Here is a 19,486-nt window from a genome sequence, read left to right as displayed (position 1 = left end):
AACTTGCGGCCTTTTCCATAAGTATAGGTTTAGAAGTCGTATTTAAATGACAACCTAATGCCTGTGCCCCTTGTCTCAGACCTAAGCAGCGTATCGTTGAACTCAATTTCACGATCTTCACCTAGGATATTCTGAACACGTAATGTGACAGTGCTATTAAAGTCTGGGTAGTACTTGTAAACCATATCAAGTGAATGAAATGGTTGTTCGAAGTTATCATCGAAACCATCAATACCCGCAATCAGGATACGCTCACCAAATACGTTGTAAACAAGTGACGCTGAGTGTTCACCGTTGTCTGAGTCATAGCCTAATTGCATGTTTAACACATACTGAGAATGACCTGTCATACGACGCTCTACATTTGTAATTGCTGCAGACACACCAGTTTGCTCTACGATATTCTGACGGTCTAATACAATTTCAGAGTCACTCACTGTAATGTTACCAGTGGTAAACAAGTTGTCCCAAATACCGTCACCAATAAAGGCTAGGTCCTGCAGGAATTCAACTTCAACACCGTACACTTCGCCAGATTCAGCATTAGCAATACGAATAAGCGGAGGACCATCCTGAGCCGGAGACTGCACTGATTCGATAGGTGCTTCCATATCTTTGTAGAATAGACCTACCGATACGTTGTTACCTGCTTCACGGTACCATTCCCAGCGTAAATCGTAGTTAATGATATCCGTGGTACTAACACCAGGAGTACCCGCAATTGGGAAGTTAGTCAATGGATCTAGGTAAGTTGCTGACGAGACTTCACGAAGGTCAGGACGAACTACCGTTTGGCCAATACTCGCTCTAAGCTGCATATCGTCTTCAAGGAAGTACGTAACAGCAAGCGCTGGATAAAAGCCATCCTCTTGGAACGCTAGTTGTGAACGATCTGCTTCATCGCTTAAATCAAACTGGTTAGTACGAGGATCTAAGGGAGCCACCACCTGACGGAAGTCTTCCCATCGAACACCACCGGTGAAGCGCCATTTATTGTCATAGAAGAAATCAGCTTCAAGGTAGTACGCATCAACTTTTTGACCCGCTACGTAGTCATCACCTGCAATGGTTGTATCACGGATAATTGGGCGGCTTGATAACGATAGAGTATCTAAAACACTGTCGCTAAATATTTCGCTAAAGTCGTTACCGTCCAAAATCGAACGGTCTTCTACACCTAATGTATTGATGTCAAAGCGGCGGTTTTCTGCGGAACGTGTCTTGGTTACAAAGCTTGCGCCCACTTTGTACTCTGTTTCCCATTTGCCCAAGGACATTGGGTAAGTCACGTTATAACCAAAGTTCTCCAAACGATCGTGAAGATTTTGGAAAGTATAGCGAGCCGCAGTTTGCGCATCAGATAAGAAGATCTCGTTCTCGTCGTCGAAGATACCGTCCTGATTCACATCTTCCATAACGAAGCGAGCATTGAAGTTACCCGGCGCATGGCGCACAGAGCGACCTAGTGAGTAAGTCCAGTCAATCCCCATGAAGTTTAGCTCTGGGATTGTATGCTGACCTTTAATCTGGTTGGTATACAGCGAGCGCTCTTCGTACTGAACGTCAATATCTCGAATACGCAAGCCTTCGGCTTGGTTCAAGTTTTCAGTGTTACCAAACATTTCGCGAATTTCATCACGTGTATCGTTTAGAACAATAAGACTGTAATCAATACGATGCTGGCGGTTGTAGTCTACACCAAGGGTTAGCAACGACGACCAAGTAACAGTTTGCTCGGTGCCCTGAATATCGTCGAAGAAGCGTACATTGATGATGTCATCGCCCACTAAGTCAGGGTCTTGTAGCTCGTATTCGTCAGAAGAGCGAGTTTGAGCCGAGTAGCGTGAAGTTACCAAAAAGCCAAAACGCCAGTCTTCATCATAGTCATAACTGTCACCGTAGGTAACGTTGAAGCGCATATCTGGATCGGCTGATGTTTTTTCAAGGCCATACTCTCTGTTAGTGCCTTTAAACAACTCTAGTGCCTCTTCTGGCTCTAAATCGTCTAAGAAATTCTTTGAATCCCAACGCTCTTGAATAGCGGCAGAGGCTGCACGTGTTCCATCGTCTTCACCTGTCCAATCGCGACCGCCACCAGCATAATCCAGAACATCACCAGAGTTTTCCGTATCGATACCAACCGCAGTTGATACGTTGAAAACACGCTGTGTGGGTATAGATTTCAAGCGAATATCTACGTTACCACCACCAAATGCCGCAGGCATTGAAGGAGAATACGACTTTTGAACCGCAAGGCTTTCAATAATGCTCGACGGAAACAAGTCAAGAGGAATTACGTTACGCGTAGGGTCAGGGCTTGGAACGATTGCTCCGTTTAGCTGTGTTGATGAATAACGTTCCCCAAGGCCACGAACGTAGATAAAACGTCCATCTACCAGCGTTAGGCCAGTTACACGACGAAGCGCACCAGCAGCGTCACTGTCACCTGTACGAGCGATCTGCTCTGCACCCATTATATCAGCCACGAAGGCTTGATTTTTACGTTCTTCCATTACTGCCGTTGCCGTGCCTTTAAGGCGTGTACCGGTCGCGACAACTTCCTCAATCACTTCTTCTTCATTCGATTGAGCGAAAGCCATAGACGTTGGAAGCGCAATGCTTGCGGCAACGGCTAAGCTGATGGGTTTTAGAAGAAACCTGTTAGCAGGTCTGTTCATGATGAACCTCTTTAGAAAGGAATACATTCACGAAAATAATTCGTGTCTTACAAACTTAAAAGCAAGTGCGCCACTGTTGCAACGCACTTGCTTGTTTTTAGCTATGCGAACTGGGTCTTATTCAAGACCAACAGTCCATCCCGCTGTCCAGTCGTTATCAGCGTCTTTAACTGCGCCAATAAAGTCTACTGAAGAGAAGAAGCTGTCTAGCGTCGATACATCAGTCGCTTCTGTTGCATCTACTGTGTAGATACCGTCAAGTACCGTTGCAGTGTTATCAAGTAAGCTGTTACCTGTTTGTGCTGTGAACCAAGCTTCTTGGCTGAAGTCGCCAGAATCTTTGATATTTTCTGCACAAGCTAATACAGACGTTTCAAAAGTTAGCTGCGGAGTATTGGTGCCGTCCATGTTAGCAAGTAGCGTAGTGTCGCCATCGCTTAGGTCTGCTTCAAAACACTCACCCATACCCGCTGGACCAGTTACAACAAAATTGTAAAGTTGTGCATTAGTTTGGTCGCGAAGCAGAACACCTTCTGAATCAGCGTTAGCAGTATCAAACTCGTTACCAATAATCGTCATGTTAGCAACCATTGGGTTAGAGAATGCGGTACCGTCACCGCCGTCACCGTCACCTTCGATAGCGCGGTTAGCATCTGAATTGTCGTCTGCATGCTTTACAAGTACGAACTGTAGCTTACCTACGTAACCGTTATCCCAGTCTACTGAGTCATCTTGAATGCCTGTTAGCGTAAGATATTTAACGTTTACTGCACCACCGAAGAACTCAACACCGTCATCTGCGTTTTTGTGAACTTGTACATACTCAACAGTAGTACCAGAACCTACGCCACCAAACGTAATACCGTTAAGTTCGTTGTCTGGCGCTATTTCAAAACCACCGTGCATTACGCGAACGTAGCGAAGTGTACCAGAGCTGTCAGTATTGTCTGTACCGCCAAATACTGCACCTTCTTGCGCACCTTCAACTTGTAGTGAGCACGATGTGCCATCTTGAGGGCATTTAGTAGATTCGCCGTTCCCTAGAACAATCATACCACCCCATTGTCCAGCTTCGCCTGCAGCAAGACCGCCAACAACGTGGTCGCGTGAGGTGAAAGTAATTGGGTCAGCAGCCGTACCGTTTGCGTTGATTTCAGAGTCTCGGCTAATTACTAGGTAGTCGTTACCTGAGGCACCGTAAACCGTTACGCCTGGCTCAACAGTAAGGGTTGCACTGTTTTCTTTATCACCACCTACGAAAACTGCACCTGAAAGCGCGTAGAAGTTACCTGCTGTAAGGGTTAGGTCTGAAGTGATAGTACCTGACACTTCACACGTAGTAGTCGAACCGTCAACTGGCGTGATTGAAGTAGTACCTGATGGGCAGCCAGAAGCTGATTGTACTAGTTCGATGTTGCCGCCACCGAAGCCAAACGCCCAACCTTGACGCCAGTCTGTTTCACCAACAGCACCAATAAACGTGTTCGCTTCAAAGAATGTATCAAGCAATGTTGACGCATCGCCACCAGCTGTAAGAAGGTCACTTTGCGCTGTTAAAGTACCATCTGGGTTCAGACCAAGGTTTGCACGGTCTTCAAATGCGATTAGCTGATTGCCTTCTTGGCCAGTAAACCAAGTTTCTAAGTCAACTGCACCTTCAGGTGTGTTGAACGGTTCAGAACACGCAATAGCTGAGTAAGTCATAGTTAGGTCACCGTCAGAAAGGTTAGCTTGAACCGTTTCGTCGGTGTCCATTTCTAAACACTCGCCCATACCTTCTGGGCCAGTGATAAGGAAGTTCATTAGGTTTGCGCCAGTTTGGTCGCGAAGTAGAAGACCTTCAGAGTCAGCGTCAGCTGTATCGAAAGAGTTTCCGATAACCGTCATGTTAGCGATCATTGGCTTCGAGAACTCTAGGCCGTCACCGCCATCGCCGTCACCTTCGATACCACGGTTGGCATCAGAGTTGTCAGCCGCGTGCTGTACATAAACGTACTGAAGCTTACCTTTATAACCGTTGTCCCAGTCTACTGAGTCATCTTGGTTAGCTGTCAAAACTAAGTGTTTCGCGTTTACCGCGCCACCGAAGAATTCAACACCATCATCAGCATTACTGTGTACTTGTACATAGTCAACTTCAGTACCTGAACCAACACCACCAAAAGTGATACCGTTAAGTTCGTTGTCTGGCGCAATTTCAAAACCAGCGTATTTCACTACTACGTATTTAAGGATACCAGAGCTGTCTGTATCATCAGTACCACCGAATACTGCACCTTCTTCAGCGCCTTCTACTTGAAGTGCACAATCAGAACCGTCTTGTGGGCACTTAGTCGATGTACCGTTACCAAGGATAACCACACCACCCCATTGACCAGCACCAACTTCGTCGCCAACAACGTCGTTGAATGAAGTCATAATAATTGGAGCAGATGCTGTACCTTCTGCTTCAATTTGAGAGTCACGGCTAACTACAAGGTAATCTGCACCAGTACGACCAAAGATCACTGTACCTTCTTCGATTGCTAGCGTTACGCTATCTGCTTTGTCGTTACCAATAAATACTGGGCCTTCAAGCGCCCATACTTTGTCGTTAGTTAGCGTGATAACGCCTTGTTCGTCAGCATCATCCGCTGTTAAGCGGCCAGAAAGAACACGAACTTCAACTGTTTGGCCAAACGCATCAGAAACTTCACCACTTAGGAAAGAGCTTACTTCACCTGGAGCTGTGTCAGTAGAACCTGTACCGCCACCAGTATCACCACCAGTAGAGCCACCGTTGTTGTTAGTTACGCTGTTATCAATATCGCCTTCGCTGATATTGATGTCGCCACCACAGCCTGCTAGCACAAGTGCAGTAGCAATAGCTGAAGCCTTGAAGAGTTGCTTAAGTTCCATGTGTTTCTCCAGGTACGGTATAGTTATGGATTTTGAAAACGCGGAAACTTTAACTGAGGTAGATGACACATTTGTTACATTAAGTCGCTGTAACAAAAGTTTCATAGAAAAAGTTCAATTTTGGGCTAAAAAACAAAAAACTAGTCGTACTACCCAAAGTAAAAATTAGTTTTTTGTCTATTTTTCTTTAACTTACCAGAATGATCATTATGTAACCTAATTGAATACGGGCATGATAGATCTTAGATACCTCCATTTTTTCACCTCGAATAGCAGGAAAATTACAATAATATCTTTCTGATTTATGACAAAATCATGACAGGCAGAGGCGGCATGATCACAGTGTCACAACTATTCTCGTCTACAAGCAGGCAATAAATTATTTAAACGCCGTTGGATGATTTTCAATCGTTAAGGGGTAACGCTTTTCATTCATCAAGCAACCTGCGCTGACGAAGCAATACATCTTCTCGAATCGGGAAATAACCATCGCGAATTACCTGCGCCTGCCCCTCTTTTGACAAGATAAACCGCAAGAACTCTCTTTCTAAGGTAGGCAGAGGTTCGCCAGGCTTTTTATTAATAACCAAGTAAAGAAAACGCGCAAAGGGGTAACTCTCGTTTCTGACCGTTTCAATAGAAAGGGGAATAAGTGAATCGAGTGATTCGCCTAATGGAACGGCGCGCACTCCCGCCGTTTTATATCCGTATGCGGCATAGCCTATAGCACCGGTACCGCTGGCTACAGACAACACAACCGACGCAGAGCCGGGCTGCTCATTCACCGTATTTTTAAAGTCGCCATCGCACAAGGCCATTATCTTAAACAACCCATAAGTACCCGATACCGAGTTTCGGCCATAGGTTCTAATAGGGCTGCGGTAGCCCACTTCATCCACCCCTAACTGAGACCATTGCTCTATTCTGGTGTCGCTGCCACAGTATTGGGTTTGAGAAAAAACCGCATCAACTTGTTGAAGTGTCATGCCCGATATCGGATTTCGTCTATCAACAAAAATAGCAATGGCGTCCATGGCTACTTTTAGTACGGTAGGCGGATAACCATGCACACGAGTAAAGTCTCTTATTTCACTGGGTTTTAATTCGCGGCTCATCGGGCCTATTGTTGCAGTGCCTTCAATAAGTGCAGGAGGTGCAGTAGACGACCCTGATGCCTGTATTTGAAAGCCAACCTGCGGGTAGAGTGTTTTGAATTCTTGAGACCAAAACGTCATTAAGTTCGCGAGGGTATCTGAACCAACAGAGGATATTTTGCCTGCAACGCCGGGAGTGCGAGTGTATGACGGAACGTTATATACGAGGGCTGTTTTAGTTTCCAAACTTTCAGCGGTTTGCGCTTCCCCGTTGGACAGCTGTTGCGCTAATACTGCTTGCGAGAAAAAAGCAATCATCACCGTGCATAGTATGTGTGAAAAGCTAAGGGTAAACCGCTTCATTAACGTACCTCGTTCAAGTACAACATCAAAGCATGCTATTTAAAGTACACTTATTGAGTACAATGTCGTTACAGCTGTTCGGCTATTAATTCGTTATCAAGTACAAAGGAAAAAGAACTTCCTTCACCCACTACACTCGATATTTCCAAGCGAGAATTATGGTGGCTTAATACGTGTTTTACAATGGATAGCCCCAATCCTGAACCGCCGGTTTTACGAGAGCGCGCTTTATCAACGCGATAGAATCGTTCTGTTAAGCGGTTCAAATGATTAGGCTCTATGCCGTCACCATTATCAACAACATCAAAGTGCACGCCAGTATCGCTGCGTCGCCAGTGCACGTTAATTTCACCGCCAGACGGCGTGTAATGCACAGCATTAAATACCAAATTCGAACAGGCACTTCGCAGTTCAGTTTCCACACCAAACACATAAAGCTCTGGGTCGATATGAAAACGAATAGTATGCTGTTTTTCTTTATTCAGTGCCTGTGCCTCGCGCTCTATCTGAGAAAGTACAGCGGGCATGTTAACGACATTTTCGTAAATACGCTCAGAACTCGCTTCAATTCTTGAGAGCACCAGCAAATCTTCAATTAAGTTCTGCATTCGATGGGTTTGTGACGACATTTCCTTCATGGCTTTTTGCATGAACGGGTCGCCCTTTTCATCAACAGGCAATATCTCCAAATACCCATTAATTACCGTTAGCGGCGTGCGAAGCTCGTGGGATACATTCGCCACAAAGTCTTTGCGCATTTCTTCTAACTGCGAAACGCGGGTGACATCACGTGCAATAAGCAGCAGATGCTCTTCACCGTAGGGCATGATGCGGTATTCGAAGGTTTTGTTCGGGTTTGTGGGCGATGGTACTTCAATAGGGTATTTATAATTCCCATCATGAAAGTACTGGATAAATTCAGGGTGGCGTATTAAGTTGTCTATTCTTCTGCCTGAATCCTGCGGCCATTTAAGCCCCAAATCCAAACGCGCCAGTCTATTACACCAAATAATACACGCTTTAGAATCAACAACGACTGCGGCATCAGGAAGTGCTTCCGACCCTTCTCTAAAACGCTTTACCAGTTCGCCAAGCTCTTTACGCTTATTTCTGTTGCGACGCTGAAGGTAATAAATACCTTCATAAATGTGTTCCCATACGCCGCGTACTGTAGGTGGCGACATTTTTCTACTGTGCCATAGCCAGCGATTAAGCTTATAAAGATGCCAATAGTTGAAAATGAGCAGAACGGTAGCGCCTACCGCTACCGCGAGGACCATGTCGTCCAAATACCACCCAATTAGTGCAAACACCACAAGGAAAAGCACTAAACGTAAACAGCTTCTCAACCAAGAGAATGGGTAGTACATGAATAAACTCTTATTTGTTGCAAAAAAGACAGAGGAAGTGACTATTGCTCATCACTCCCTATTTGTTACAGCTTTGTCGAGAAACGATATCCCGCGCCGCGCACAGTTTGAATCATAGCATCATGACCGTTACGAGATATAGCTTTGCGTAAACGTCGGATGTGTACGTCTACCGTTCTGTCTTCCACATAAACGTTTGTACCCCACACGTTATCGAGTAAAAGCTCTCGGCTATATACACGCTCTGGGTGTGTCATAAAGAAGTGAAGAAGCTTAAACTCTGTTGGCCCCATATCAAGCGGCTCATCGTTGGCCATAACGCGATGCGATACAGGCTCAAGTTTCAAGCCGTTAAACTCAATAGGCTCTTCATTTGAAGTAGGCGTTACACGACGCATTACCGCTTTAATTCGCGCCACTAACTCTTTTGGCGAAAACGGCTTAGTGACATAATCATCCGCGCCAGCGTCTAAACCGCGAATTTTATCTTCCTCTTCACCACGCGCCGTTAGCATAATTACTGGAATGTCTCTGGTAAATTCATGCTGCTTTAGGCTTTTCGCTAACTGTACACCGCTGCCACCCGGCAACATCCAGTCTAGCAAAATCAAATCTGGGTAAGGCTCGCAAATTTTTTCCTGTGCGATATCGAAATCTTCAGCTTCAATAATATTAAAGCCAGACTGCTCAAGCACAAACTTTAGCATTTCACGAATAGGCGCTTCATCCTCAACCACCAATACTGTACGAGACATCGATATTTTCCTGATCATGTTAAAACGCCGTTATTATTCATGCGGTGTGTGACAGTTTTATTAAATGGATTACACAAATGTGTCAAGTTTTGGACAAAAATAAAACAGTGACTGGCGCAGTGATTTACCTAACACAGTGTGACCAAAGTTTAATCGCATTGGCTTGTTTATTCATACGTTTACGCATATTCTTGGGGAGTAAATTAATAGTGTCGATGCTAAACAGGGGTATGTTTATCGATGGCTGCGGTAAAGACAGGGTTATCAAGGAAACTATTAGCAAGAGTACTGTCGGTGTACTTTTCTCTAACGCTAATAGTCACCGTTGGTCAAATTTTCACTGAATACTTGAGTACAAAAAACCACGTAGAAAGTGAACTTCAAACACTAAAAAACACGTTTTCGTCAAGTCTTACGCGGGCATTGTGGGAACTTAACAACGACCAAGTAAGAGCTATCGCCGAAGGCCTTATGTCGCTTCCCATTGTAGAAGGGCTGCAGGTACGAGGTGAAAACGGCAATTACATTGCCGAATACGGCATCCGCACGCAACGCTCCTCTGCCCCTATAGATAGAGAATTAATAGAAGACCACCCTGGCGGTGTATTCAGCTACAGTTTCCCCCTTGTTTTTAAGTTTTCAGGGCGAGAGTCCACAGTAGGTGACGTAACGCTTTATTCCAGCTTCGACACCATTTTTAGCCGTATCGAAGTAGGTGTTTTCTTTCTTATTGGCAACGCATTGGTGAAAACCACCTTCCTTGTATTCTTGTTTATGACCGCATTCAAAACCATGCTGTCAGAGCCGCTGCAAAAGATGACGGAACAAATGGGTAACTTTGACCCACATCATCCTGAAGAGAGTAAGCTCACGATACAGCTAGATGAAGATAACGAGTTACTTCAATTAAAAGAATCGTATAACCATGTAATCGACGACTTAATAGTGTCGAACAACAAGTTAAAAGGTACGCAAGACGAGTTAACGCTGGCAAACAAGAAACTTGACGATCAAAACCTAATTTTAGAACAAGAAGTCGCCAAGAAAACTGCATCGCTTTCACAGATAATGTTGGACTTAGAACAGCAAAAAGACGAACTAATAGCGCACCAGCGTGAATTGCGACAAGAAAATGAAAACCGTCAGTACATTGAAGCTGAACTGCGCAAACGAAATGAAGAGCTTGCCAGCTCCATGGACACGCTAAATCAGGCGCAAGAACAACTGGTCGAAAGTGAACGAATGGCGTCACTTGGTGGTTTAGTAGCGGGTATTGCACACGATGTTAATACCCCACTTGGGGTAAGTGTGACGGCGGCTAGTTTTCTTCAAGAGCGGTTAAACAATTTGAAAACCGACTTTGAAGATAAAAGCCTAACCAGCAAGAACATGGCTAGCTTTATTGACGAGGCAGAACAAACTGCTTTATTGCTGCTTAGCAATTTAGAACGGGCTTCTGACCTAATTGCCAGCTTCAAACAGGTTGCCGTCGACCAAACTAGCGAAACTGAGCGAGAGTTTATCTTAGGCAACTATATTCAAGAAATTATTCAGTCGTTAAAGCCCAGCTTTAAACATACCGACCACACTATAGAGGTTACGTGCCCAGAGAACTTAGTGGTAAGCTGCGCACCTGGTGCTATTGCTCAAATTGTAACGAACATGGTGGTTAATTCCCTAACTCACGGCTTCGAAAACAAAGAGGCGGGCGAAATAAAACTCGACGTCAGCAAAAATAAGAACGATGTTGTTATTGAGTATGCTGATAACGGCAGAGGACTTTCTGAAAGCGAATTAGACAAGCTTTTCGACGCCTTTTACACCACCAAGCGTGGCGAAGGTGGCAGTGGTCTTGGAACGCATATTATGTACAACTTAGTCACGCAAACACTTAATGGCCAAATTGAGGCCAAGAGCGCGGTTGGCGACGGCCTTAAGTACACTATTCGCTTCCCATCTCGAAGCGCTTAATAAAAAAACTCCCCCCTATTTTCAATTGCACGGCTAAGCGTACGTTGGTACGCTTGCGCCCCACTTTTACAAAGAGACAGCTTACCTATGTGGTTTAAAAACGTTAAAGCCTATCAACTAACCCAACCCTTATCACTCGACGAGGGCGATCTTGAACGCATGTTAAGCGAACATGCTTTTCGTCCGTGTGGTAGTCAAGACTTAGCAACAATGGGCTTTGCTTCTCCGTTTTCACAAGCAGGTAAACAGGGCACTATGTTTCACGTAGTCCAGCAGCGTTTCTGGATCACGCTTAAGAAACAAGAAAAGATTTTACCCGGTGCGGTGGTAAATGCTGAGTTAGAAGAGATGGTTGCGAAGATCGAAATGGAAACCGGCTCTCCTGTTGGTAAAAAAGCGAAAGCCGACTTAAAGCAGGAAATCCAAACGCGCTTACTTCCGCAGGCTTTTACTAAAAATAGCTATACCCACGGTTTCATTTCGTTACCAGACAACCTTGTGGTTGTTGATGCCTCTTCTGACGGAAAAGCAGAAGCTTTTCTTGCGATGGTACGCAAAGCCATTGGCTCTTTGCCCGTTGTGCCATTAGCCAGACGTAGCCTGCAAAGCGAATTGACGCATTGGGTTACAGAAGCAACACCCGAGGGCATTTCACTGCTTGAAGAAGCTGAGTTTAAGTCTAGCGACGACACCGGTAGCGTTATCCGCTGTAAAAATCAGCCGTTAGACAGCGAAGAAATTAGTATTCACTTAGATGCTGGAAAACTGGTTCAAAAGGTCGCTTTTGAGTATGCCGATACGTTGACCGCTATTATTTGTGAAGACGGGGCGGTTAAACGCATTAAGTTTACTGACCGCATTAAAGAAGAGACCGATGATGTACCTAAAGATCAGGTTGAAGCACGGTTAGACGCAGAGTTTGCTTTAATGTCGGCAGAAATTACTACCCTGCTTAACTTCTTAAGAGATGAGCTAAATTTAAATGACACTGCGCTTTAACTAAGCGCAAATTTCGGGCACTAGGCGTGATGCACGAGTTTATTCAACGCTTCGTGCCCATTATATTGCTGCAATCAGCACTTTAATCGACACTTTTTGAAGCGCTTGCCCCATTGGGATAATGGATAACCGCAATAAAATGGGTCTCGCCTACTTCATCTCTATATCCATGAGCTTGGTCTGCATGTAACAGGCATTGTTCGCCCTCTTCATATTTTTCCCATTGGCCATTTTGTAAAACGCTTAAACAGCCTTTTGTGACATGAATTCGCTCAGTTACCCCTACTTGGTGAGCCGTTGAATGCTGTTCATGTTTATTTCTAAGCACTAGTGCAAATACTTCAAACTGTGTTAACTCATCAAAAGCAAACAGTGTTTTCACATCCATATTGGGGTCGTTTGAAAATTTGTTATCTACTGAATTTTGCTCATCAGCCACTACACCTTCTGTAGGCGTAATAAAAGATGAAAAAGATGCAGACAACCCCGTAGCAATTTTCCATAAGGTCGCGATAGTGGGGCTAGATTCACCTCTTTCAATTTGCCCAAGCATGGCTTTTGACACACCGGTAAGCTGCGCTGTTTTATCAAGCGAGAGGCCTCGCGATTTTCGTAGTGCCTTAAGGTGGCTCGCAATACGCGCAGAGATGTCGTTTTGATTCTGTGATGTCATTATGCTTTTCGCTTACCAAATGTATTCGTGAAGTCGTTTATGCTGCTGCTTTTTCTTTCTTTGCTTATTATTTCTATTTTGAGTTGTGCGCTATAACGCACAAATGCTACAGTTACAGAAATAGACGTACGTTATAACGCACATAATACAAAGCAACTGTAGCAATACTAGCGTAAGTCTCAAGCGTTCTTTTAAGGAATTAGCATGAAATACTGGAAGTTAAGTCATATAAGTGCCGGTCTAACGGCGGTGACCGTAGGCTATAGCAGTGCAGTGGTTATTGTAATCGATCTTGCCCGAAGTGCGGGTGCAACTGAGCCCATGGTAGTGAGCTGGTTGCTGGCGCTTGGTATCGGAATGGGTGCAACCTGCATTGTATTTTCTTGGCTTACCAAGCTTCCTGTCGTTACCGCATGGTCTACGCCGGGCGCTGCTTTTTTGTTAACCAGTGTAGGTGATTATTCACTCCAAGAAAGTATAGGTGCCTTTGTCACCTGTGCTCTGCTTTCTCTTGTTGCCGCCCAGAGTCGCCGCCTTTTAACCCTAATAAGTCGCATTCCTGTGGCCATTTCATCAGCGTTGCTTGCGGGTATTTTGCTGCCTATTTGCTTAGCAATTTTTAGTGATGTGAATGAAGCGCCATTACTCGTTGCTACATTTCTTGCTGTATATATGGTGGGAAGCCGCCTATTTCCGCACTATTTAATGCTTGTATTACTCTCACTTTCGCTGGTTATAAGCCTGTTTTTTCAGTCAGAAACAAACGCTGCCTTACATTTCACCCTTCCCTCGCCTGTCTGGGTTACGCCCCACTTTTCCTTATCGGCTACAGTGGGTTTGGCTATTCCCCTGTTTATTATCACTACCTTGTCACAAAACTTACCTGGCATTGCTATACATCATGCACACGGTTACCGCCCCGATCATAAACCTATTCTATCAGGCATTGCGCTTGTTCAAGGCTTATTGGCGCCATTAGGAGGGTTTACATTTAATTTAGCGGCAATCACTGCTGCACTGTGCATGGGCGAACAAGCCGACCAAGATAAATCGCAGCGCTATAAAGCAGCCATCGCCGCGGGCATAGGGTATTTATTGATGGGGCTACTTGCTTCAGTGGTGGTTGGCTTATTTGTGAGTATGCCTGTTATTATAATTCATCTTCTTGCCGGGCTGGCTTTATTAGGCACCTTACAGGGTGCACTGGCAAAGTGTGTAGAAATAGAGCAGCATCGCGCTCCGGCGTTAATCACGCTGCTCTGCACTGCATCAGGGTTTAGCTTATTTTCTATCACGTCAGCAGTGTGGGGGCTAACGTTGGGCTTATTACTGTTATTGGTTCAAAAGAAGAAGCCTTGAAGGCATGCACAAAAAAGCCGGCAATTTAAGTCTAAATGCCGGCTTTTAGAGGATAAAAGAACGTTTATTAAGCGAAGATTTGTTTTGCTGCGCTTGCCAACTCTTCAAACTCATCTGAGTGCAGCTCACCCATGTCTTCCACAACGCCGCGCTGCATGGCAAGGTTTAACACCGCATCTTTTTGACTATCCATTGCACCAGATATAGCAGCACCAACGCGTACAAAGTCGATGTAGCTAAGATTTTCTGGCATATAGCTAAGATCTTTCCAATTTTTTGCTACGTTGGCAAAGGTATCGCCAAAGCCCCACTCGCGCATAATGCTGGCGCCAATACGACCTGCAAGTTTGTCTATCGCATTTTCTAAAAACGTAGGCGTTGCAAAAACCTCAGGATGTCTTTCAGCTTCTGTCAAAATAGGCAACACACCAATGTTGTGAACCAATGCCGCAAGCGTCATGGTGTCCATACTCATTTCACGCTTCTTAGTTCGCGCAATGTAAACTTGTAACACGGCCATCGAGTTAGCAACGATATTGACCGTATTAGCCCACTCTTTCTGTAATTGTTTAGCCACAATGTCGTTTTTTGAAACAAACAACTGCTCCATTGCAAGTGCAGTAGAAATATTCTTAATTTGGCGAAGTCCAATACGCGTAACCGCTTGGCTTATAGAGGAGACCTTTACGCTGCGGCCCATATAGGCGCTATTGGAAATCTTAATCATTCTAGCGCTTAATGAAGGGTCTTGACCTATTACGTCGCCCATGTCGCTAAGGTTGATATCAGGGTCATCCGCTGCTTTTCGCACTTTAAGTGCAATTGCTGGCAACGTAGGCAGTACGAGTGTATCGTTATTAATTTTTTCAACGAGTATTGTTGAGAGCGCGTTCTGTGTAGACATATTTCTACCCTTAGAAAATTCCGTGTGGCCTGTTTAAGGCAACCAGTGACTAATTATCTTAACCTACCTACGGTAATTTGATTGGCGTTCCAATATACCAAATAGGTTAGTTGTGCTTGTTAGCTTCTAATCGTTTGTTGTCAATGCACGGGGTATAAACCAGCGCACAGAAGCTCATTGTTTTCTTTTAGTATTTCAACCAACATACTATAGTAGCTGAAACGATTCGACCAACTAAAAACGTGTCAGTTGTGACAAATATCCAACACATCCGACCCCTTTGATGGTAATCACAAAAATTTCAATATCTGTAAATAGTTGCTTTTGAAAGTATAGACAACAAGTAAGAAAGCACTATTGATTTTGCCAAAAATATTTTCATACTTTTGTATGAAATCAAAAGCATAGATATAAAAACAGTAGATAAAGTCAGCTTAACGACAACGGTGAACACATAATATGAAAACAATAAAACGCGCCTCTTTCTCACCTATTGCGGCGGCAGTAGCGGGTATCTTCCTTTTATCAGGTTGTACAAAAAACACAGAAAACATCGCCACAACATCGGTGGACGACGCAGCACCCACTGCGCAGTCGCTATTAGTGGATGAATCACGACTAGCAATTTATCACCCAGTAGACCTGACCGCAGATTTATCGCATTTATCTAACAATCAAAAAGCCATGCTGTCGTTGCTTATCGATGCGTCGAAGATTATGGACGACTTGTTCTGGAAACAGGCTTTTTTTGAAGACAAAGATACCTTTCTTCAGTCTATTGAAAACAAAAACGTGCGTCACTTTGCAGCTATTAATTATGGCCCTTGGGATCGCTTAAATGGTGACACGCCATTTTTAGCTGGCTATGAGGATAAAGCGATGGGGGCTGAGTTTTACCCTCACGATATGGACAAAGCGGAATTCGCAACAGCAGACTTTAGCGACAAAGACGGTCTTTATTCAGTAGTAAAACGAGACAACGCTGGTCAGCTTTATTCACAGCCGTACTCAGAAGCATTTAAAAGCGAGCTCATGAAAGCCTCTGAGCTGCTGACAAAAGCTGCAGAACTTGCTGATGATGAGAGCTTTAAACAATATCTAACACTGCGTTCTAAAGCGTTACTTACCGACGATTATCTTGCATCAGATATGGCCTGGATGGATATGAAAACCAACCCAATCGAACTGGTTATCGGTCCTATTGAAAGCTATGAAGATCAGCTTTTTGGTTATCGCGCAGCATTTGAAGCCTATGTATTGGTAAAAGACTTAGCGTGGAGCGAGAAACTTGCAAAATACGCAGCATTTTTACCAGAGCTTCAACAAGGTTTACCTGTAGCAGAGGCCTACAAAGCAGAAATGCCAGGTTCTGATGCCGACCTTAACGCCTATGATGTTATCTATTATGCCGGTCATTCCAATGCGGGTAGCAAAACTATTGCGATTAACCTGCCTAACGATGAACGTGTACAACTAGAAAAAGGCACACGCAGGCTTCAATTGAAAAATGCAATGCAGGCTAAATTCGACAATATTCTAGTGCCTATTGCCAACACGCTTATTGTTGAAGAGCAGCGCAGCCACATTACGTTTGACGCGTTTTTTGCAAATACGATGTTTCACGAAGTTGCTCATGGGCTTGGTATTAAAAACACGCTAGACGGTGAAGGCACCGTTCGCGGAGCACTTAAAGAGCACGCCTCGGCACTTGAGGAAGGTAAAGCAGATATTCTTGGGCTTTACATGGTGCAAAGCTTATTAGAGAAAGGTGAAATTACTGAAGGGTCGTTAGAAGACTACTATGTAACCTTTATGGCAGGCATATTCCGCTCGGTGCGCTTTGGCGCAAGCTCAGCACACGGTAAAGCGAATATGATCCGTTTTAACTTCTTTGCACAACAAGGAGCTTTTGAGAAAACTGACGACGGCTTGTATCGCGTCAACATGCAGAAAATGGGCGCGGCGGTTGCAGCGTTATCTGAGCTTATATTAACGCTACAAGGCGACGGTAACTACGGTGGTGTTGCTGACTTAGTGGCAACAATGGGGATGATAAAGCCAGATTTAGCTTCTGATTTAGCCCGTTTAGAAGCGGCGAACATTCCTGTAGATATTCACTTTAACCAAGGCAAAAAAGTACTTGGGTTAACTGAATAGCGTTAACGCAAAAGCTCACTTGTGCTGGCGGTTAGGCACTGCATTAAGGCAAGTTCCTACTAGCAAGTAATAAAACACAAATAAAAAACGCAGTGTGACTTACCCACTGCGTTTTTTTATTTGCTTGTTGTAGCTAAGCACGCTCAGCTAACCTCAACGGTCAGTACATCAAGTTTTACTCTACGTGCTGTTTCATGTTTTCCGTGTAAGGAGGCCATCCCAAAGGCTTACCCGCAAGCACATGAAGGTGAATATGGTAAACGGTTTGCCCGCCATATTCATTGCAGTTCATTACCGTACGAAACCCCTGATCGGCAAAGCCAAGCTCAGCTGCTATTTTAGCGGCGACGAAAGACAAGTGACCTACCGCTTCCCTATCTTCCTGTGCAATATCATTAATCGTAGCAATTGGCTTCTTTGGAATGACTAAGAAATGCACAGGCGCTTGTGGGTTTATGTCTTTAAACGCCAATGCCATGTCGTCTTCATAAAGTATTTCTGCCGGTATTTCTTTATTGATAATTTTAGTAAAAATTGTCTCGGCCATAACCTTTCTTCCTTCCTTCCTTACGATTAATGCAAAACCTATTGTCTATTAGCTTTTCATTATGCAAAAACAAACCACAATAAAACACCGCCTAATGCCAATCGATACAACACAAATGGCAACATCCCAATGCGCGATATCCAGCTTAAAAATAGGAATATACACAAGTAAGCGCTAACAAAAGAAAATGCCGCGCCATATACTAATGCAGCCCAATCTACGGTTTCATTCGCACTTAATAAATCTAACGTTGCCAGTAAGCCAGCTCCCAAAATAACGGGGATTGACAAAAGAAATGAAAAACGTGCACAGGCTTCACGAGTTAAACCCAGCATTAAACCGGCGGTCATCGTAATACCAGAACGTGAAGTCCCCGGTATCAAAGCTAGCACCTGCGCAATACCTATAAAGATGGCTTGCTTCATGGTTAGCCTGTCTAACTCTTGCTTTCGCTTGGCGGTGGCGTCGGCGTACCATAGCAGTAAACCAAATAAAATAGTGGTTCCAGCAATAACCAAGGCAGTTCTTGCGCTCTCTTCAATCCAACCTTTCATTAAAAAGCCGACAATAACCGCAGGAATAGTGGCAACAATAACGTACCACGCCAGTTTGCTGTCGGTTGACTGCTCTTTAGTAAAGCCTTCGGTTACCCATGCCACCGTCATTCTTACGATTTCTTGGCGGAAGTAAATGATAACGGCCAGTAAGCTGCCAACATGCACCGCTACATCAAAGGCTAAACCTTGGCTTACCCAGCCTAAAAGCTCTGCCGGTAGTAATAGGTGCCCCGAGCTACTAATAGGTAAAAACTCGGTAACGCCTTGAATAATGGCAAGTATAATAATTTCGAAAAGTGTCATTCCCTTGATTAGCTCCAAGTAAAGTCAATAGGCCAAAGCTGCTGCTTCTGTTTGTCGAATGCCTGCCACATTTGTGCGTAGGACTGTTTTGTGACTGGGTGAATATCATTAGGCACCAGTTCAGCTAGCGGCCACAGCACGAAAGCATTAAACGTAATTTCGTCTCTAGGCAGCACCACAGGCTCGTTTATCACTCGGTCGTCAAACGTGAGTAAATCTAAATCTAGCGTTCGTGCGCAAAACTTCTTCGCGCTATGCACACGGCCATTCTCTTTTTCTATTGTTTTAAGAATATTGCACACGTCATCAACCGACATGTCGGTCTCAGCTCGCGCGACTAAGTTGTAGAAAGGGTTGCCATTAAAGCCGACGGCTTCACTTTCATACACCGACGACACCGTAACGTTGCTAAAATGCTGTTTAAGCGCCACAACAGACTGACGCGTGTAGCGCTCTCTTTCAATATTTGAACCAATACTGATAAGTATGACGTGTTGAGCCATTAAGCGCGCTCTCTTGTCATTTCTACTGCTACGGTCTGTGCATTTGGCAAAATGTTTGGCTTCACTATTTTTAGCTTAATAGCGTGAACGTTAAACGTTGCAAGCACGGTATCCATTACCCGTGAACCAAAGGCTTCTAAAAGTTCAAAGGTACTCTCTTTGCCTACAGCAACAATACAGTCGGCCACTTTGGCATAGTCTACCGTGTCGTGCACGTTATCGCTTTGCATTGCGGCATCTAGGTCAACATCTAATGTGATATCCAGTAAAAGCTCGGTCATTTGAACTCTTTCCCAGTCATACACGCCAATCAGGGTGTCTACAGCTAGCCCTGTTATATAAATTTTGCCCATGA

15 protein-coding genes are annotated in these 19,486 nt (G+C 44.5%); 4 read left to right on the top strand and 11 right to left on the bottom strand.

The features are described 5' to 3' along the window. Nucleotides 1-29 precede the first annotated feature (29 nt). The 5 genes from V7R35_RS13490 to phoB all read right to left on the bottom strand — a co-directional run bounded on the left by V7R35_RS13490 (nt 30) and on the right by phoB (nt 9,158). The gene (locus V7R35_RS13490; RefSeq protein WP_334015414.1) at nt 30-2,678 is read right to left on the bottom strand and encodes a TonB-dependent receptor domain-containing protein; all 2,649 of its coding nucleotides are present in this window, start codon (nt 2,676-2,678) and stop codon (nt 30-32) included. 117 nt (nt 2,679-2,795) lie between these two features. Beyond that, nucleotides 2,796-5,576: a hypothetical protein gene (locus tag V7R35_RS13485; protein ID WP_334015413.1), complete on the bottom strand. Its 2,781-nt coding sequence runs from the start codon at nt 5,574-5,576 to the stop codon at nt 2,796-2,798. A 428-nt stretch (nt 5,577-6,004) separates the two neighbouring features. Further along, nucleotides 6,005-6,988, bottom strand: a complete 984-nt coding sequence (locus tag V7R35_RS13480; RefSeq protein WP_438823482.1) for a PstS family phosphate ABC transporter substrate-binding protein — start codon at nt 6,986-6,988, stop codon at nt 6,005-6,007. 113 nt (nt 6,989-7,101) lie between these two features. Beyond that, nucleotides 7,102-8,403, bottom strand: coding sequence for a phosphate regulon sensor histidine kinase PhoR (gene phoR, locus V7R35_RS13475; RefSeq protein WP_334015410.1), 1,302 nt, complete (start codon nt 8,401-8,403; stop codon nt 7,102-7,104). A gap of 65 nt (nt 8,404-8,468) precedes the next feature. After that, entirely contained in the window at nt 8,469-9,158 is a 690-nt protein-coding gene (gene phoB / locus V7R35_RS13470; RefSeq protein WP_334015409.1) for a phosphate regulon transcriptional regulator PhoB, read from the bottom strand. 240 nt (nt 9,159-9,398) lie between these two features. Between phoB and V7R35_RS13465 the strand changes: the two genes are divergently transcribed. Both V7R35_RS13465 and rdgC read left to right on the top strand, forming a co-directional pair. Further along, nucleotides 9,399-11,129 carry a sensor histidine kinase gene (locus V7R35_RS13465; protein WP_334015408.1) on the top strand — a complete coding sequence of 577 codons (1,731 nt, stop codon included), beginning with the start codon at nt 9,399-9,401 and terminating at the stop codon, nt 11,127-11,129. An 87-nt stretch (nt 11,130-11,216) separates the two neighbouring features. Continuing rightward, nucleotides 11,217-12,128, top strand: coding sequence for a recombination-associated protein RdgC (rdgC, locus tag V7R35_RS13460; RefSeq protein WP_334015407.1), 912 nt, complete (start codon nt 11,217-11,219; stop codon nt 12,126-12,128). An 82-nt stretch (nt 12,129-12,210) separates the two neighbouring features. On the opposite strand, the gene V7R35_RS13455 is transcribed toward rdgC, so the two are convergent. Further along, a complete protein-coding gene (locus V7R35_RS13455; RefSeq protein WP_334015406.1) occupies nt 12,211-12,801 on the bottom strand; it encodes a helix-turn-helix transcriptional regulator in 591 nt (196 codons plus the stop codon). Between the two features lie 204 nt (nt 12,802-13,005). On the opposite strand from V7R35_RS13455, the gene V7R35_RS13450 reads away from it, so the two are divergent. Then, nucleotides 13,006-14,160, top strand: coding sequence for a benzoate/H(+) symporter BenE family transporter (locus V7R35_RS13450; protein WP_334015405.1), 1,155 nt, complete (start codon nt 13,006-13,008; stop codon nt 14,158-14,160). A gap of 67 nt (nt 14,161-14,227) precedes the next feature. On the opposite strand, the gene V7R35_RS13445 is transcribed toward V7R35_RS13450, so the two are convergent. Further along, nucleotides 14,228-15,064, bottom strand: a complete 837-nt coding sequence (locus V7R35_RS13445; RefSeq protein ID WP_334015404.1) for an HDOD domain-containing protein — start codon at nt 15,062-15,064, stop codon at nt 14,228-14,230. A gap of 459 nt (nt 15,065-15,523) precedes the next feature. Here V7R35_RS13445 and V7R35_RS13440 point away from each other — a divergent pair, with 459 nt between their 5' ends. Then, complete coding sequence (locus V7R35_RS13440; protein WP_334015403.1) at nt 15,524-17,221, top strand: dipeptidyl-peptidase 3 family protein; 1,698 nt, start codon at nt 15,524-15,526, stop codon at nt 17,219-17,221. Between the two features lie 175 nt (nt 17,222-17,396). Here V7R35_RS13440 and V7R35_RS13435 read toward each other — a convergent pair whose 3' ends face one another. The 4 genes from V7R35_RS13435 to folB are packed head-to-tail and all read right to left on the bottom strand — an operon-like array spanning nt 17,397 to nt 19,484. Beyond that, nucleotides 17,397-17,768, bottom strand: coding sequence for a histidine triad nucleotide-binding protein (locus V7R35_RS13435; RefSeq protein WP_334015402.1), 372 nt, complete (start codon nt 17,766-17,768; stop codon nt 17,397-17,399). 59 nt (nt 17,769-17,827) lie between these two features. Then, nucleotides 17,828-18,628 (bottom strand): undecaprenyl-diphosphate phosphatase, encoded by an 801-nt coding sequence (locus tag V7R35_RS13430; protein ID WP_334015401.1) that lies wholly within the window; start codon nt 18,626-18,628, stop codon nt 17,828-17,830. Nucleotides 18,629-18,636: 8 nt separating this feature from the next. Beyond that, complete coding sequence (gene folK, locus V7R35_RS13425; RefSeq protein ID WP_334015400.1) at nt 18,637-19,131, bottom strand: 2-amino-4-hydroxy-6-hydroxymethyldihydropteridine diphosphokinase; 495 nt, start codon at nt 19,129-19,131, stop codon at nt 18,637-18,639. Next, the gene (folB, locus tag V7R35_RS13420; RefSeq protein ID WP_334015399.1) at nt 19,131-19,484 is read right to left on the bottom strand and encodes a dihydroneopterin aldolase; all 354 of its coding nucleotides are present in this window, start codon (nt 19,482-19,484) and stop codon (nt 19,131-19,133) included. Before folB ends, folK begins: the two co-directional genes overlap by 1 nt. Nucleotides 19,485-19,486: the final 2 nt, after the last annotated feature.

The organism is Alteromonas sp. S167, from assembly GCF_036864375.1.
Taxonomy (GTDB): Bacteria; Pseudomonadota; Gammaproteobacteria; order Enterobacterales; family Alteromonadaceae; genus Alteromonas.
The sequence above is the reverse complement of the archived record's forward strand: the minus strand, read 5'-3'. Positions and strand labels throughout refer to the sequence as shown.